The 15,704-nt window shown below is 64.3% G+C and carries 15 protein-coding genes; 4 read left to right on the top strand and 11 right to left on the bottom strand.

The genetic code is table 11. From position 1 onward, the window contains the following. Nucleotides 1–33: 33 nt before the first annotated feature. The 3 genes from BG60_RS16910 to BG60_RS16920 all read right to left on the bottom strand — a co-directional run bounded on the left by BG60_RS16910 (nt 34) and on the right by BG60_RS16920 (nt 3,318). The gene (locus BG60_RS16910) at nt 34–2,535 is read right to left on the bottom strand and encodes a membrane-bound PQQ-dependent dehydrogenase, glucose/quinate/shikimate family (protein ID WP_008347411.1); all 2,502 of its coding nucleotides are present in this window, start codon (nt 2,533–2,535) and stop codon (nt 34–36) included. A 158-nt stretch (nt 2,536–2,693) separates the two neighbouring features. Then, the gene (locus tag BG60_RS16915) at nt 2,694–3,017 is read right to left on the bottom strand and encodes a hypothetical protein (RefSeq protein WP_008347409.1); all 324 of its coding nucleotides are present in this window, start codon (nt 3,015–3,017) and stop codon (nt 2,694–2,696) included. Between the two features lie 52 nt (nt 3,018–3,069). Further along, nucleotides 3,070–3,318, bottom strand: coding sequence for a hypothetical protein (locus BG60_RS16920; protein WP_034472230.1), 249 nt, complete (start codon nt 3,316–3,318; stop codon nt 3,070–3,072). Between the two features lie 121 nt (nt 3,319–3,439). Between BG60_RS16920 and BG60_RS16925 the strand changes: the two genes are divergently transcribed. Next, nucleotides 3,440–3,811, top strand: a complete 372-nt coding sequence (locus tag BG60_RS16925) for a hypothetical protein (RefSeq protein ID WP_008347405.1) — start codon at nt 3,440–3,442, stop codon at nt 3,809–3,811. Between the two features lie 4 nt (nt 3,812–3,815). Here BG60_RS16925 and BG60_RS16930 read toward each other — a convergent pair whose 3' ends face one another. Continuing rightward, nucleotides 3,816–5,015, bottom strand: a complete 1,200-nt coding sequence (locus tag BG60_RS16930) for an amino acid aminotransferase (protein ID WP_008347404.1) — start codon at nt 5,013–5,015, stop codon at nt 3,816–3,818. 49 nt (nt 5,016–5,064) lie between these two features. After that, nucleotides 5,065–6,441 carry an amino acid permease gene (locus tag BG60_RS16935; protein WP_008347403.1) on the bottom strand — a complete coding sequence of 459 codons (1,377 nt, stop codon included), beginning with the start codon at nt 6,439–6,441 and terminating at the stop codon, nt 5,065–5,067. Between the two features lie 342 nt (nt 6,442–6,783). On the opposite strand from BG60_RS16935, the gene BG60_RS16940 reads away from it, so the two are divergent. Both BG60_RS16940 and BG60_RS39040 read left to right on the top strand, forming a co-directional pair. Next, on the top strand, nt 6,784–7,044 hold the full coding sequence (locus BG60_RS16940) for a hypothetical protein (RefSeq protein WP_008347402.1): 261 nt from the start codon (nt 6,784–6,786) through the stop codon (nt 7,042–7,044). An 86-nt stretch (nt 7,045–7,130) separates the two neighbouring features. Next, nucleotides 7,131–7,283 (top strand): hypothetical protein, encoded by a 153-nt coding sequence (locus tag BG60_RS39040; RefSeq protein ID WP_162483411.1) that lies wholly within the window; start codon nt 7,131–7,133, stop codon nt 7,281–7,283. Nucleotides 7,284–7,333: 50 nt separating this feature from the next. On the opposite strand, the gene aroQ is transcribed toward BG60_RS39040, so the two are convergent. The 3 genes from aroQ to BG60_RS16955 all read right to left on the bottom strand — a co-directional run bounded on the left by aroQ (nt 7,334) and on the right by BG60_RS16955 (nt 10,370). Then, nucleotides 7,334–7,771 carry a type II 3-dehydroquinate dehydratase gene (aroQ, locus tag BG60_RS16945; protein ID WP_008347401.1) on the bottom strand — a complete coding sequence of 146 codons (438 nt, stop codon included), beginning with the start codon at nt 7,769–7,771 and terminating at the stop codon, nt 7,334–7,336. A 36-nt stretch (nt 7,772–7,807) separates the two neighbouring features. After that, nucleotides 7,808–8,866, bottom strand: coding sequence for a Gfo/Idh/MocA family protein (locus tag BG60_RS16950; protein WP_144403592.1), 1,059 nt, complete (start codon nt 8,864–8,866; stop codon nt 7,808–7,810). Between the two features lie 85 nt (nt 8,867–8,951). After that, nucleotides 8,952–10,370 carry an MFS transporter gene (locus tag BG60_RS16955; protein WP_008347399.1) on the bottom strand — a complete coding sequence of 473 codons (1,419 nt, stop codon included), beginning with the start codon at nt 10,368–10,370 and terminating at the stop codon, nt 8,952–8,954. A 390-nt stretch (nt 10,371–10,760) separates the two neighbouring features. On the opposite strand from BG60_RS16955, the gene BG60_RS16960 reads away from it, so the two are divergent. Continuing rightward, nucleotides 10,761–12,329: a sensor domain-containing diguanylate cyclase gene (locus BG60_RS16960; protein WP_063828776.1), complete on the top strand. Its 1,569-nt coding sequence runs from the start codon at nt 10,761–10,763 to the stop codon at nt 12,327–12,329. 6 nt (nt 12,330–12,335) lie between these two features. On the opposite strand, the gene BG60_RS16965 is transcribed toward BG60_RS16960, so the two are convergent. From BG60_RS16965 to BG60_RS16975, 3 genes are read right to left on the bottom strand one after another with little or no spacing between them, the layout of a single operon-like run. Further along, a complete protein-coding gene (locus BG60_RS16965) occupies nt 12,336–14,678 on the bottom strand; it encodes a bifunctional diguanylate cyclase/phosphodiesterase (RefSeq protein ID WP_008347395.1) in 2,343 nt (780 codons plus the stop codon). A gap of 13 nt (nt 14,679–14,691) precedes the next feature. After that, nucleotides 14,692–15,288: a methylamine utilization protein gene (locus BG60_RS16970; protein WP_008347393.1), complete on the bottom strand. Its 597-nt coding sequence runs from the start codon at nt 15,286–15,288 to the stop codon at nt 14,692–14,694. Beyond that, complete coding sequence (locus BG60_RS16975; protein WP_008347391.1) at nt 15,285–15,704, bottom strand: group I truncated hemoglobin; 420 nt, start codon at nt 15,702–15,704, stop codon at nt 15,285–15,287. The genes BG60_RS16970 and BG60_RS16975 overlap by 4 nt, the downstream gene beginning before the upstream one ends.

The following is a 15,704-nucleotide window of genomic DNA, read 5'->3' on the forward strand; positions in this document are numbered from 1 at the left end:
CGCGGGAGAAAATTCCCGCGCTTTTTTTCGCATTCACTGCAACGTATAGGCAATTACATAATCGCCCGCCTTCGTGCCGAGCGAGCCATGACCGCCCGCCGTCACGAGCACATATTGCTTGCCGCTTGCATCGGCGTAGCTCATCGGCGTGGCCTGACCGCCCGCCGGCAGACGCGCCTCCCACAGCTTCTTGCCGTCGCGCACGTCGTAGGCGCGCACGTATTGATCGAGCGTGCCCGTCAGGAACGCGACGCCGCCCGCCGTCACGATCGTCCCGCCGAGGCTCGGCACGCCGAGCGGCATCGGAATCGGCAGCGGCGCGCTGTCGACGATGGTGCCGTTCTTGTGCATCCACGCAATCTTCTGCGTGCGCAGATCGACGCCCGCGATGTAGCCCCACGGCGGCGCCTGGCACGGAATCCCGAGCGGTGAAAGAAACGCGCTGATCTCAAAGCCGAACGGCGTACCGCGCGCGAGCTTGATGCCGCTCGTTTCGCTGCCTTTCTTCTCGCCGTTGTCCTCGGGAATCTTGTCACGCGGAATCAGCTTCGACGTGAACGCCATGTAGTCCGGATTCGCGATCAGAATCTGCCGCACCGGATCGACGGAAATCCCGCCCCAGTCGAATACGCCGAAGTTACCCGGAAACACGAGCGATCCCTGCTCCGACGGCGGCGTGTACGGCCCGTCGTAGCGCAGGCTCCTGAACTTGATGCGGCACCAAAGCTGATCGAACGGCGTCGTGCCCCACATGTCCGCCTCCGTCACGCGCGGCGGGTTGAAGTTGAGCGCGGAAACGGCCTGCGTCGGCGCGGTGTGATCGCCTTTCGCCGCGCCGCCCGGCACGGCGAGTTCGCTGATCGGCACGATCGGCTGGCCGGTTTCGCGATTCAGCACGTAGATGCTGCCCTGCTTCGTCGATGCGATCAGCGCCGGCTGCGTGCCCTGCGCCGTCTGCAGATCGACGAGCGTCGGCTGCCCGCCCACATCCATATCCCACAGATCGTGATGCGTGAACTGATAGTTCCAGCGCAGCTTGCCCGTCGCGGCATCGAGCGCGACGACGCCCGCGCCGAACTTCTCGGCCTGTGGCGTGCGCTCGCCGCCCCACTGATCGGGCGTCTGGTTGCCCATCGGCAGAAAAATCATGCCGCGCTTTTCGTCGACGCTGAACATCGACCACATGTTCGGCGAATTGCGCACATAAGTGCCGCCCGCCGCGATCGGTTCGGTGGCGTCCGGATTGCCTGGATCCCAGTTCCAGACGAGATGGCCGTCATTGACGTCGAACGCGCGGATCACGCCCGACGGCTCGTTGTTCGATTCGTTGTCGGTCACATGACCGCCGACGATCACGAGATTGCGGAACACCGCCGGCGGCGAGGTCGAGTAATAGCCGCCCGGCGTGAACGGCCCGATATTCGCGCGCAAATCGATTGCACCGTTCTTTCCGAAGCTCGCGCACGGCTTGCCGGTGTCCGCGTCGAGCGCGATCAGGCGGGCGTCGGCGGTCGGAAGGAACAGGCGATGCGGACATTCGGCCTGCGCCGTGGTTTGCGCGGGCGTCTGCACGGGCGCGGACGCTTCCGTGGGCGCGGATGCGTCGGCAGGCGCGGAGGCCGCATCGGCTTCGGCGGGCGCGCTGGCTTCGGGCGCGGCGGCAGCGGGCATCGGATGCATCGACGCATCGTAATAAGCGACGCCCCGGCAAGTCATGTGCTCCCAATGCTTGAACCCGATCGGACTCTGAATCCGCGGATCGAAACGCCACTTTTCCTTGCCGCTCGCGGCATCGAGCGCGATCGCCTTGCTATGCGGCGTGCACAGGAAAATCGTGTCGCCGACCTTGAGCGGCGTGTTCTCGTCGGTGGTTTCGGTCGGATCGTCGGGGCCGGGCATGTCGCCGGTGCGATACGTCCACGCCACCTTTAGCCGATGCGCGTTATCCGGCGTGATCTGGGCGAGCGGCGCGTAACGCTGCGCGAGCGGCGAGCCGCCATAGTCGACCCAGTCGCCCGCCGCGCGGCCGGTCGCGGCGTTGGCATCGGGCTGATTGGCGTCGGCGGCGACGTTCACGTCGATGCGCCCCGGCCGGTCGTGAGGATGATTGAACCAGGTGCCGACGCCGAGCAGCAGCGTGAGGATGATCGCGGCGGCGAGCGGCGTGCGCGCGGCGCGCGATGTCGAAGGCGGCCCGAACAACGCGCCGCGATGCACGAAGGGAATCAGCAGCCAGATCGCGAGCAGCAGCCAGATCCACAGGCGCGGCATCAGTTGCCAGAAATCGAAACGCACTTCGACGACGGCCCAGATCGTCGAGGCGAACAGGAACAGCGCGAAAAGCAGCAATGCGGAGCGCCGCCGGATCAACAACAAGAGCCCGGTCAGCAGGATGGCCGCACCCGCGATCACGTAGTACCACGATCCTTTGAGCGCAACGAGATACGCTCCGCCCGCCGCCAGCAACACGCCGATGACGATAAACACAATGGCCGCAAAGAACGTGAGCGGACTGAGTCTGCCGTTGCCAGCCATGCTGAATCCTCCGTGACGATGAAAGGCGGAACACGGCCGTCGCGCGGTCGTGGTTCGGACGCTGTCGCGTGGAGGAACGGAGCAATCGCTGTGCCGTTCGGCGGGGAACGGGCGCGTGCGAGGAGTGCTGACGGATGACTTGCCGAATGAAGCCTAAATCACAGCGCCCGCGGCCAGAGCCCGCCGTGTGCGCTCGGAGGCATGACGCCTGCGACGAACGCGGCCTTCAGATCGGCGCGTTCGGAGAAACGCGGCGCATCGAACCACGCGAGGAAATCGTCGCGCCAGACGCCCCAGGCGTTTTCGTCGAAATCGAAGTCTTCGTCGAGGCGGCCGTTGTCGCGCAAATAGGCGCCGACCACTTGCGTGCCGTTCCAGTACGCGACGGCGACATCACTGAGATCGGCCGTCACGCCGCGCGGCAGATCGCGCAGCATCATCGCGACGTGCGCCTTGAACGATTTGAATTCGGTCGGTCTCATCGCCTGCTCCGCTTCAAAAAAGTGCGTGAAAAAACTGCGTGCGCGTGCCCGTTCATTTGAACACGCCCTTGTTCAAGTCTTTTTCGAACGCGGCGGTCCATTGCGTGCCGTGTCCGATGCGATATTCGCGTTCCTTCAACGTGGAACGTCGCGTGATGGTGACCACGCCCTGCAACGGATAAACATCGTCCACGACATCGGACGCGCCGCCTTCGTGCACCAGAAAATCGCTCTCGTCGAGCCGATGGCGCGCGAGAATCGCGAGGAAATCCGCTCTTTCGTCCGGCGCGATCACAGTCATGTCGCCCTCCATGATCGAATGCTGCTTCCATTCAAAGTAGCACACGCGCGGAGGAACGTCGGCGCGTATCTTGCGAGGAGCGCGGGACGGCGCACGCGCTTTTTCCGGGAGTCGATAGCCGATGAATCGCAAAACGATGTTTCTATGCGCAGCGGCGCTGGCCGTCTGCACGCACGCACGCGCCGACGACGCCGTCTGCGGCACGCTCGAAAGCGCCACGAACGGGCAGGACGGCATGATCGCGCTGCGCGAAGGGGAAAGCGTGAATTTTTGGCGGGGCGGCGCCGTGCGGCACGGCGCGCTGCATGTGTACAAGGACGGCGAGGTGTATCGCGTGTACTGGCAGCCCGAAGGAAGCGGCGATATCTACGTGCTCGCGAACGAAGGCACGAGTGCCGTGCGGCTCATTCTGACGCCGCCGCGCGGCACGAAAGTCGATACGGGACCGGGCAGCCTTCCGCCGCAGAAAGTGCTGTCCTGTCCCGCGATGTAGCGATTTACTTCGCCGCCAGCACCTTGCCGATGGCATCGGCGACGATCTGCACGTTGCTGTCGTTCAGGCCCGCGACGCACATGCGGCCCGAGCGCAGGATGTACACGCCGAATTCCTCCTTGAGCCGGTCGGCCTGATCCGCGACCAGACCCGTGTACGTGAACATGCCGCGCTGCTTGATATACCGCGTGAGCATCTCGCCGCCAACGTGATCCTTCAGTCCGTCGTGGATCGCCTGACGCATGCGCGCGATGCGCTGGCACATCGACGCGAGTTCCTTTTCCCACGACTGTTTAAGTTCGGGCGTGTTCAGCACATGCGTGACGATCTTCGCGCCGTGCGTCGGCGGATTGCTGTAGTTCGCGCGTACCGCGCTCGTCAGCTGGCCGAGCACGCGATCGGCTTCGGCGGCATCGTCGCAAATGACGTGCAGGCCGCCGCAGCGCTCGCCGTACAGCGAGAAATTCTTCGAGAACGAATTGGCGATGAACGCCGGCACGCCACGGCGCGCGAGTTCGCGCACGGCGAACGCGTCGTCGTCGAGACCGGAACCGAAGCCCTGATACGCCATATCGACGAACGGCAGCAGATCGCGCTTTTGCAGCACGTCGATGATCTTCACCCATTGCGCCTGATCGAGATCGACGCCCGTCGGGTTATGACAGCACGCGTGCAGCAGCACGACGCTCTTCGCGGGCAGCTTGTCGATGGCGTCGAGCATCGCATCGAAGCGCAGTCCGCCGGTGGCTTCGTCGTAATACGGATACGTGTTCACTTCGAAACCCGCGCGCTCGAAGATGAAACGATGGTTCTCCCACGTCGGATCGCTCACCCACACTTGCGACTTCGGAAAGTAGCGCTTGATGAAATCCGCGCCGACCTTCAGCGCGCCCGATCCGCCGAGCGTCTGCACGCTCGCGATGCGGCCATCGGCGCGCGCCGGGCTGTCGTTGCCGAACACGAGCGCCTGCACGGCGTCGCGATAATGCGCGAAACCGGCCATCGGCAAATACGGTTTCGGGCCGAGGTCTTTCAGGATCGACAGTTCCGCCTCGCGCACGGCCTGCATCACGGGCAAACGGCCTTCGTCGTCAAAGTAAATGCCGATGCTCAGGTTGACCTTATTGGTGCGCGGATCTTTCTGGAAGTTTTCGTTCAGCGACAGGATCGGGTCGCCGGGGTAAGCATCGATATGTTCGAACATGGTGACTTATAGGACGAGACAGGACGAGAGATCAGCAAGCGCGGCCGCGTCAGTCTCCGCGCGCGGCCCGAGTTTTGAGATAGTAGCCGATTCCGAGAACGGCCAGCCAGACCGGAATCAGGTACACGGACAGGCGCAGATCCGGAATCTCGTACATCACCCAGACGATGCCCGCGAGAAACGCGAGCACGACGTAGTTCGTGAACGGATGCAGAAAGCTCGGAAACGAGGTCGCTTCGGCGTTCGCGCGCTTCTGCCGGCGGAACATGAGATGGATGATGCTGATCATCGCCCAGTTGATGACGAGCGCCGACACCGCGAGTCCCATCAAGAGGCCGAACGCGCGCCCCGGAATCACATAGTTGATGACGACGCACGCCGCCGTCACCAGCGCCGACACCGCCAGCGCCGCGAGCGGAATGCCGCGTCCGCTCACGTTGAGCAGCGCGCGCGGCGCGTTGCCTTGCTGCGCGAGGCCGTACAGCATGCGGCTGTTCGCATAGACGCCGCTGTTGTACACGGAGAGCGCGGCCGTCAGCACGATCACGTTGAGCACGTTCGCGACGACCGTGCTGTTCATCTCGCGGAAAATCAGCACGAACGGACTGCCGCCGGTCGCGACCTTGTCCCACGGATAAAGCGACAGCAGCACGCCGAGCGCGCCGACATAAAAAATCAGGATGCGATAGATGACCTGATTGGTCGCGCGCGGAATGCTGCGCGACGGGTCTTCCGCTTCCGCCGCCGTAATGCCGACGAGCTCCAGCCCGCCGAACGAGAACATGATGACGGCCATCGACATGACGAGCCCGTGCACGCCGTTCGGAAAGAAGCCGCCGAGCCGCCAAAGATTCGCGACGCTCGCTTCCGGCCCCGCCTTGCCCGACGCGAGCAGCCAGCCGCCGAACAGGATCATGCCGACGATCGCCGCCACTTTGACGATCGCGAACCAGAACTCCGTCTCGCCGTAGGACTTCACGCTCGTCAGATTGATCGCGTTGACGATCACGAAGCACGCGAGCGCCGATATCCACATCGGCAATCCCGGCCACCAGTACTGCATGTAGATGCCCACGGCCGACAGCTCCGCCATGCTCACCAGAATGTAAATGGCCCAGTAGTTCCAGCCGGAGATGAAACCGGCGGCGTGGCCCCAGTATTTATCGGCGAAATGGCTGAAGGAACCGGCGACCGGCTCGTCGACGATCATCTCGCCGAGCTGACGCATGATGAAGAACGCCATCAGCCCGGCGATCGCGTAGCCGAGCAGCACGGATGGCCCGGCGAGCTTGATCGTCTGCGCGACGCCGAGAAAGAGCCCGGTGCCGATCGCGCCGCCGAGCGCGATCAACTGGATGTGGCGACTCTTGAGTCCGCGCTTGAGTGTGTGCGGCGAGGGTGTTTCGTTCGTCGTGGGTGAAGCCATGTCGATGTCTGTTGCACTGCAAAAATTACTGCGTTCATGGATCGAACGATCGCGCGTATCGTTTGATCCGACCTTTTAGTCTGCTTTTTGGTAAGAAACTGTTGTTTTTTCGTGCGGATAACCCCACAAGCCGCTGCAAAAAAGGCCGATTATCAGCGGACGGATCTGCGATTTTACCGCCCGGCGGCCGCAAAGCCTTGATGGGCGGGCGCATAGCAGCCGTGCTCCGAATCGCGGAAACGGACATCAAACGAATTGAGGCCGGAATCAGGGCTTGTTCGGAGGATTACTCGAGGCGTCGCGGCGTGAGAATCGCATCATCCACTCACGACGGGGGTCGCCATGTATCAGACGATGGAAGGAAACGCCAGGCCGCATCGAACGGCGCAGCGTTTTGGCGAAGGATCGCAGGACAGCGCGGCGACACAAGCGGAATTGCTGAGCGCGCTGCAGTCGGTGTCGGACAACATCATGCGTCTCGCCGGGAAGCTGCACGGCGATCCGAACGCCACCGACGACGATGCAGAGACCATTACCGAGCAGCATGCGTTCGCGCAAGAGCTGATCGGGCGTTTGCTGGCGCTGCCCGCGTCGCAAACGTAACGGACCAACAGGGCCAACAGAAGGCGGGCAGCGGTGACGGCAAAGCCGCCCGCGCTCGGAGCATCGGGGAGAAGGATATGAGCTACTTGACGATCATCGCGGTGGTCTGGGCTGTTTGCGCGGTGGGTGCGGTGTTGTTCATCCGCGGTGCGGCGCAACGCAATCACGAACCGCTGCGCAAGCAGAGCGAACGCGAGCCGGTCGCGCCCGCGTCGAAGGATTTCAGTCGCCCGGCCTGACCCGATGACACGGCGAAGCGCCCACACGCTTCGCCGTGAAGGCATCGGCCTTATTTGATCGCGGCGACTGCTGCGCGCAAGCCCAGCAAGTAGCTATCGACGCCGAAACCGGAAATTTGCCCTCGCGCAATTTCCGCGAACACCGATTTGTGGCGGAACTCCTCCCGCGCGTGCACGTGCGACATGTGCACTTCGATGATCGGCGCCTTCAGGATCGCGAGCGCATCGCGGATCGCGTAGCTGTAGTGCGTCCACGCACCCGCGTTGATGACGATCGCATCGACGTTTTCTTCGAACGCGCGATGAATGCGCGAGCACATCTCACCTTCGATATTCGTCTGGTAGCACTCCACCTCGACGCCGAGTTCCTTGCCGAGCGCGGCCATCTGCTCGTCGATTTGCGCGAGCGTCGCCGTGCCGTACTGCTTCGGGTCGCGCTTGCCGAACATGTTGAGGTTGACGCCGTGCAGCGTCAGGATCTTTGCCATGTGATTTCCTTGAACTGGAAGGGGAATTGAAAAGATTCAGGCGGTCTCGACGATCCTGCCGCTCGTGGCGGCAAGAACGATGGCCTCGGTGATCCGCAGATTCTGCAGTCCGTCGCGCGCGCTGACAATAGGTTCGGCTTCCCCGCGCGCCACGCGCCCGAAATGTTCCATCTGATGCGCGAGCGGATCGTCGCGCTGCATCGCCACGACGTCTTCGTCGAACGGCTTCCACCATGATCGATCTTCGGCCTTCGCGTAGGACTTGAGACGCATCGTCGGCACGGAAAGCGAGCCGAACGTGCCCGCGATCACGTAGCAGTCTTCGTCGGGATACGTGGAATACGCCTTGTTCTCCTGCGACGTCTGCTCCCAGCTTCGCGGGCACGCGGCGGTGTCGGACAGCATGAACGTGCCGAGCGCGCCGCTCGCGAAACGCAGATTGATCGCGACCGTATCTTCGACGGGAAAGCCGCGCGTCGCGTGCGATGCGAACGCCTGCACCGCGACGATATCGCCGCACAGCATCCGCAAGTTGTGCACCTCGTGGATCATGTTGAGCAGGATCGGCCCGCCCCCCGGCTCGCGCCGCCACGGCGCGCTGGCGTAATACTCGTCGGGCTTGAAGAACACCGCGCTGCCCATCACCGCGACGAGCTTGCCGAGCCGCCCTTCGTCGATGACCTGCTTCGCGCGCGCCATGATCGGGCTGTGCGCGCGATGATGGCCGATCAGCACTTTCGCGCCGGAACGCTCCACTTCATCGACGAGCATCTGCGCTTCCTCGACCGTCGGCGCGATCGGCTTCTCCAGCAGGATCGGCACGCCCGCCGCGATGCACACGCGCGCATGTCCGACGTGCAATTGATTCGGCGTCGCGAGCACGATGCCGTCCGGGCGATCCTTCGCGAGCAGTTCGTCGAGCGTTTTGTAGAGCGGCACGCCCGCCTTCTGCGCGATGTCGACGGCGGCGGGCGCCGGATCGACGATGGCCGAGAGCGTGCACGTCGTGCTCGCCTGCGCGACGCCCATGTGCGCCTGACCGATATAGCCCGCGCCCGCCACCGCGATACGCGTCTTGCCTGAGTCTGTATTCACTTCGATTTCACCGTGTTGAAAAAGCGCGAGTTCACCCCGGCGGCGCTGTCGCGCGCCGCCTGAGCAAGGAAAGAGGACATGAGCTTCAGGAAGTGCGCGCGTTCGCGACCGATTCCGCGCGCAGGCGGTCGTACTCGGACTTCTCGACCGGCCGCGCGTCCGGCTCGCCGAGCTGGTTGAGCGGAATCCGGTACGTCTCCCGCGCGCTCCACGCGGCGATCGCCGAGATGATCGTGACGGCGAGCGTGATTGAACCGATCATGACCGGAATGTTCGTCGATCCGGGCGGCGCGACGCTCGCGAACAGCGCGGGCAACAGCGCCGTGATGGTCGTGCCGATGTTCTGCGAGATCGCCATCGCGGAGACGCGCGTGCGCGTCGGGAAGAGTTCGGGATAGAAGCTCGGGAAGATCGCGTTGTAGCCCTGATAGACGATGCCCCACATCAAGAGCGACGCGACGATCGCCATGCCGACGTTGTGAATGCTGATCGCGTAGAGATACAGATACGACAGCAGCCCCGAGGCGATCGCCCCGACGATGATCGGCGGCCTGCGCCCGATCTTGTCGGAGAGATTGCCGACGATCGGAATCACGATGACGGCGAGAATATTGCCGACGACCGGAATCCACAGATACACGCTCTTGTGAAAGCCGATGCCGTACGCCGCCTGCACCGCATACGCCGCGCCGAAGATCGTCGCGACCACGGGAATCACGTTCATCAGCGCCATGCAGACGACGCGGATCATGTCGGGCAGGTTGTACTTGAAGGCGTCGACGATTGGCGAGCGCGGCACCGCGCCCTTCTCGCCTTCCTTCTCGAACGCGGGCGTCTCGTGCACTTCGCGCCGGATGATGTAGCCGGCAACCAGCACGAACGCCGAAAGCAGGAACGGAATGCGCCAGCCCCATGAATTGAACGCGTCCTCGGGCATGTAGTACGCGAGCGGCAGGAACACGGCGGCGGCGAGAATCTGTCCGGCCTGCACGCCTTGCAGCGTGAAGCTCGCGAAGAAACCGCGGCGTCCGAATGGCGCGTGTTCGAGAATCATCGAGCTCGCGCCGGAGATTTCGCCCGCGACCGCGAAGCCCTGGACGAGCCGCAGGATCACGAGCAGCGTCGGCGCGAGCATGCCGACGCTGTGATACGTCGGCAAAAGTCCGACGGCCATCGTCGAGAAGCCCATCAGGAACATGCACAGCACGAGCACGGTCTTGCGGCCGTGCGTATCGCCCCAATGACCGAGCACGAATGCGCCGATCGGACGCGCCACGTAACCGACGCCGTAGGTCGCGAGCGACGCGACGATCGCCACTTTCGGATTGCCCGAAGGAAAGAAGAGTTGCGGAAAGATCAGCGCGGCGGCTTGCGCGTAGATGAAGAAGTCGTAGTACTCGAGCGCGGAGCCGATCCAGCCGCTCGCGGTCGCCTTCTTCGTCTGCTTGTGGTGCTCGGCGTGCGACCCGCCTTTGGCACCGGGTGAGAGAGAGTTCGTGTCCATGACGTCTCCTTTTATGAATCGCCCGACGGTTTCTGTGGCCATCTTTCCGCGAAACTGCTTCTTTCATCCTCACCGACGACGCCTTCGCGGCATGGCGCGCAGGACATCAAACATGATCGTCTCTGAAACGAAAGCTTTCGATGAGGCAAAACCCGGCGTCAGGCCAGGTTGAAAGACTTGAGCCCTAAATTACTATGTCCGCGCGAAAACATAATCCGGCTCGAAGGAAAGTCAGAATGCGCTCTCAGCGAATAATCGACGCTCACCACGCCTGAGCCGCCGCTAAGTCTTGCCTAAAGAACACGCAGACGCCGCCGTATACACGATTACCGGCGGTGATCGCATCACCGCCGCCTTCGTATTCATCCTCTCGCCGGCCCGGTCTTGCGTATGTCAGGCAATCCGTCCTTGATCGATTCGATTCTGGCCACGCCGGCGACCGCGGACGGACGGATCACGCCTGCCGTTCGCGCATCGCTGCTGTCGACGCTTGTCGAAGACATCCGCCCGCTGCTGCTGTCCGGCATCTCCGGCGCGTTCGTCGCGATGATCGCGCTCGGACGCCAGCCGTCCCTCTGGACGATGCTCTGGCTCGCCGCCGACGCGCTTCTGCTCGCCACCCGCCTTTCGATCGTCGGCCGATATCGCGCGTTGAGGCGCACGGACGCGCCGCAGCCCGGCCGGTGGGCCGCGCGCTATGCGCCGTTCGGGCTGCTGGCCTGTCTCGTGACGGGCCTCGGCGCGATGGGCTGCGTGATCTCGGGCGACGCCGTGCTCGCGTCGCTCGCGATCATGGTGACGGCCGGCCTGCTCGGCGGCGTCGCGTCGCGCAACGCGGGCACGCCGCATCTGGCGATCGCGCAGGTGTGCCTCGGCGCGCTGCCGATCGGCGTCGGCGGGCTGTTCGGGCCGTCCGGCTACTGGATTCTCGTGCCGCCGCTCGTCCTCTATATCGCCGCGATGTGCGCGGTCGTGCAGCGGCACTATCGCGGCCTCGTCGCGCTGATGACCGCCAAGGAAAGCCACGCCGAAATCGCCACGCGCTTCGACGCGGCGCTCGCGCACATGCCGCACGGCCTCTGCACCGTGGATGCGTCGGGCAGGGTGGTGATCGCGAATCGCAAGGCGGCGGAGCTGTTCGGCGCGACCATCGACATGCTGCGGCTGAACGTGTCGCTGCCGGAGTTCATCGGCTATGCCGCGCTCGCGAAATTCGGCGAGACACCGCGCGCGCAGCTTGCCGAGCGATGCGCGCAATGGCTCGAAAGCGGCCATCCGACGCTCGACCTGCCCTTGCGCGACGGACGGCATCTCGAACTGAGCCGCAATCCGGTGCCCGACGGCAGCGCGGTCATCATCATCGAGGACGTGACGGAGCGCCGCAAAGCCGAAGCGAAAATCCTGCAATGGGCGCATCACGATTCGCTGACGGGCCTGCCGAACCGGCGCTATCTCGGCGACCAGGCCGGACGTCTGATGGCGGGCGGCGCGGGCCGCGAGAAAGTGACGGTGATGTACGTCGATCTCGACGGCTTCAAGCACGTCAACGACACGCACGGCCACAATGCCGGCGACGAACTGCTGAAGCTCGTCGCCGACCGCCTGCGCAACGCGATGCGCCGCGGCGAGCTGGTCGCGCGTCTGGGCGGCGACGAGTTCGCGATCGTCGCCACGTATATCGCGCACGCGGCCAACGTGGTTTTCGCGCGCAAGATCATCGGCGAGCTGTCGGCGCCGTACACGCTCGAATCCGGGCAGACGGTGCGCGTGGGCGTGAGCGTCGGCATCGCGCTGGCGCGTCCGGCGGAGTCGTTCGAAAGCGCATTGAAGCGCGCCGATGCCGCGCTGTACGAAGCGAAATCGGAGGAACGCGGCACCTATCGCTTCGCCGATCGCGACGGCGACTCCATCGCGAGCGACGAACAAGCCGTCGCGAACGACCGCGGCCGCGCCTGGTAAGCGAGCCTACGCCTCTTCCGGCCCGGCGATCAGCGCTTGCTCGTTCGACGCGCGCCACGCGTCGAGCCACGCTTCGAGCTTCGCGGGGGGCAGCGGCCGGCTCAGGTGATAGCCCTGCGCCAGATCGCAGCGCAGCGCCTTCAGCCGCTCCAGCATCTCTTCGGTTTCGACGCCTTCCGCGACGACCTTCAGTCCCATGTTGTGCCCGAGATCGATTGTCGAGCGCACGATGGTTTCATCGTCCTTGTGCTGGAACATGCCCATCACGAACGATTTGTCGATCTTCAGCTCATCGACGGGCATGCGCTTCAGATACGACAGCGACGAATACCCAGTGCCGAAATCGTCGATGGACAGGCGAATGCCGAGCGCGTGCAGCCGGTCGAGCGTCTCGATCGCGTGATTCGGGTCGTCCATGATCGCGCTCTCGGTGATCTCGATCCAGATCGATTCCGGCGCGACGCCGTGCTTGTCGAGCAGTCCCTGGAAGATTTCGGGCAGCGTCGACTGGATCAGCTCGCGCGCCGACACGTTCACCGACACGGCCAGCTCGATGCCCTGCCGGCGCCACGCGGCGCATTGCGCGATGGCCTTGTCGGCGACCCAGCGCGAAATCGTCTTGATGTAGCCGGTCTGCTCCGCGAACGGGATGAACTGGTCGGGCGAGACGAAGCCGCGCGTCGGATGATCCCAGCGCACGAGCGCCTCGACATATTTCACGCGATGCGTCGCGAGATCGACCTTCGGCTGATAGTAGAGCGTCAATTGATCGTGCTCGACGGCCTGCCGCAGCTCGCTCATCAGCGAAAGACGCTCGGCGTTGTTCTGGTCGTGACGTTCGTCGTAGAGCGCGTAGCCGAGATTCGAGCGCTTCGCCACGTACATCGCGATATCGGCGCGGCGCAGCAGCACGTTCATGTCCGTGCCGTTCTGCGGAAACGTGACGATGCCGATGCTCGCGCCCACATCGACGAGTTGCCCTTCGATCGTGATCGGCTCTTCGAGCGCGTTCAGCATGCGCGTGGCGAGAAGACGCGCGGACGCCAGATCGTCGGTCGGCAGAAGGACGGCGAATTCGTCGCCGCCCAGACGCGCGACCGTATCGGTCTTGCGATGCAGCGCCGCGCGCAGGCGCTTCGCCACTTCGCACAGCAGCATGTCGCCGATCGGATGCCCGAGCGTGTCGTTCACGTACTTGAAGCGGTCGAGGTCCATCATCATCACCGCGAGCGGGCGCTTGCTCCGCGTCGCCGCGCCGATCGCCTGCTGCAGGCGGTCGTTGAAGAGCGCGCGATTCGGCAGGCCGGTGAGCCGATCCATGTACGCGAGCTCGGTGATGCGTTTCTCGCGCTCCGAGATGCCGTCGCGCATCTGATTGAACGCGCGCGCCAGCTCGCCGATCTCGTCGTTCTGGCGAATCTCGATGGGCGCGGCGTAATCGCCCTGCCCGATGCGCTTCGAAAACTGCGTGAGCGCCGCGATCGGCCGCGTGACCGAGCGCGCCATCAGCACGCTGCCGACGATCGACACGAGCACGCCGAGCAGCGTAATGAGCAGCAGCGTCGTCTGCAGGCGCTTGAACGGCGCGAGCGCCTCGTTGAGCGAGCGTTCGAGCAGCACGGCGACCGTGCGCCCTTCGGAGTGCAGCCGCATGACGCGCGTCGCGTAGCCGTTCGCGGCGAGTTGCGCCTGATCCGTCAGCGCGTCGCGTGCGTCGTGGGGGAGCGAGCTTGCGAGCACGCCCCATTTGCCGTCGTCGCCGACGGTGAGAAACGACACGTCGAGCGACGTGAGCGAGCTCAGATCGCGTGCGAGCGCATCGTCGACCGCGAAGCCCATCACGACCCACGCGATCGCGATGGGCGCTTTCACCGGCACCGCGACGAGCTGATACGCGCGCGGCCCGATCATGCCGAACGACGACGCATCGCCCTTCGTCGCGACGGTCCTGATGAGCTTCGGGAACGGAAACGCCATGCCTTCGCGCCCGACGCCGCCGCTATCGGCGATCAGCTTGCCGTCGAGATCGACGAGCATCACGACGTCCGCATGAACGCGGTCGCCGTGATTGCGCAGCGCGGACGCGACCGTCTTGCCGTCGTGCGTCGCGACCGCTTCGCGAAAGCCGAAGTCGAGCGCGACCACGCTCGCCGCCTGCGTCAACTGTTCGCTATTGCCGCGCAAAATCTGCGCGAATACGCGCTCGGCCACCGACAGTTGCTCTTCGGCGTTGCGATGCGCGTTCTTCAGAATCACCGAGTTGATGACGAGAAACGCCGCCGCCTGCGCGACGAGCATCAGCACGACGAAGACGAGCGCGATTCGCGCGCGCAGGCTGTGAAAGAGCATCGTGACGGGCGTCCTATTCGGCGGGGCGCAGTTGCAGCGCGAATTTCACCGCGCCGTCCGCGTTGACCTTCTGCGTCGGCTGCGCGTTCGGATCGCTCTGGCGGAAATGCCACGCGATCACCTTGTACGCATCGGCGGGCAGATTGTCGATGGTCGCGGCGCCGTGCGCGTCGGTCTTCGCGAACCACGGCGTATCGACGATCAGCAGATATGCGACCATCGAATCGTGGATGTTGCAGCCCATCACGACGAGGCCGGGCTTGTCGAACACGACCGGATTCGCGGGAATGCCGTGATACAGATTCAGCTCGAAGCGCTTGGGCGGCGAGAACGAATAGACGTCGTGCTCGATGTTGTCCTTGTTCGGGAACGCCACCGACGCGCCCGTCTGCACGACGGAGACCATCGGCACGAAGCGCCGCTTGATCTGATCGATGACCGCGCTGGCGGGCTTCGTCGCGGGCGGCTTGCCGTTGACGGGCAGCGCATAGACGATGGCGTCGGGCACGGGCGCGCCGGCCTGATCGACCACTTGCACGCGCACGCTCCCGGCGTGGGCAATCGTCGCGCCGAACGCCAGCAACGTGATGAGAAATTTGAGCATGTTCATTCGCGGTCTTGCACGTCGCGGTACATCGGCGCGAGCTTCGCCAGGAGTTTGTTTTGCGCGTGGAACGGCACGCCGTTCTTGTCCATCGCGGCCTGCAAGTCTTCGACGAGCGCGTTGAACGCGGCCCGGTCGATGTTCTGTCCTTCGTGCGTGCGGCGCATCGGGCGGCCGGTGTAGACGCACGGGCCGTCGAGCAGCACGCAGATCTGCTCGACGAGCTTCTGCTTGATGCGCTTGACGGGCGCGTTGTCGAAATACGGCGCGGTGCGCGGATCGGCGAGCACGTTGTCGTACATGTCGTCGACGATCTTCGTCAGCCCTGCTCGCTCGCCGAACTGTTCGTAGAGCGCGTCGTCGGCGTGCGCGTTCGCGCAGGCGAGCGTGAGAGCCAGCAATGCGGCGTGGCGGATGTTCAT

Source organism: Caballeronia zhejiangensis, assembly GCF_000698575.1.
Classification (GTDB): Bacteria; Pseudomonadota; Gammaproteobacteria; order Burkholderiales; family Burkholderiaceae; genus Caballeronia; species Caballeronia zhejiangensis.

Coding starts and splice junctions, on each gene's coding strand:
- BG60_RS16955 (WP_008347399.1), bottom strand. CDS start 10,370: ATGGACACGAACTCTCTCTCACCCGGTGCCAAAGGCGGGTCGCACGCC.
- BG60_RS16970 (WP_008347393.1), bottom strand. CDS start 15,288: ATGAACATGCTCAAATTTCTCATCACGTTGCTGGCGTTCGGCGCGACG.
- aroQ (WP_008347401.1), bottom strand. CDS start 7,771: ATGGCAAAGATCCTGACGCTGCACGGCGTCAACCTCAACATGTTCGGC.
- BG60_RS16960 (WP_063828776.1), top strand. CDS start 10,761: ATGTCAGGCAATCCGTCCTTGATCGATTCGATTCTGGCCACGCCGGCG.
- BG60_RS16910 (WP_008347411.1), bottom strand. CDS start 2,535: ATGGCTGGCAACGGCAGACTCAGTCCGCTCACGTTCTTTGCGGCCATT.
- BG60_RS16935 (WP_008347403.1), bottom strand. CDS start 6,441: ATGGCTTCACCCACGACGAACGAAACACCCTCGCCGCACACACTCAAG.
- BG60_RS16925 (WP_008347405.1), top strand. CDS start 3,440: ATGAATCGCAAAACGATGTTTCTATGCGCAGCGGCGCTGGCCGTCTGC.
- BG60_RS16920 (WP_034472230.1), bottom strand. CDS start 3,318: ATGACTGTGATCGCGCCGGACGAAAGAGCGGATTTCCTCGCGATTCTC.
- BG60_RS16965 (WP_008347395.1), bottom strand. CDS start 14,678: ATGCTCTTTCACAGCCTGCGCGCGCGAATCGCGCTCGTCTTCGTCGTG.
- BG60_RS16975 (WP_008347391.1), bottom strand. CDS start 15,704: ATGAACATCCGCCACGCCGCATTGCTGGCTCTCACGCTCGCCTGCGCG.
- BG60_RS16915 (WP_008347409.1), bottom strand. CDS start 3,017: ATGAGACCGACCGAATTCAAATCGTTCAAGGCGCACGTCGCGATGATG.
- BG60_RS16940 (WP_008347402.1), top strand. CDS start 6,784: ATGTATCAGACGATGGAAGGAAACGCCAGGCCGCATCGAACGGCGCAG.
- BG60_RS16930 (WP_008347404.1), bottom strand. CDS start 5,015: ATGTTCGAACATATCGATGCTTACCCCGGCGACCCGATCCTGTCGCTG.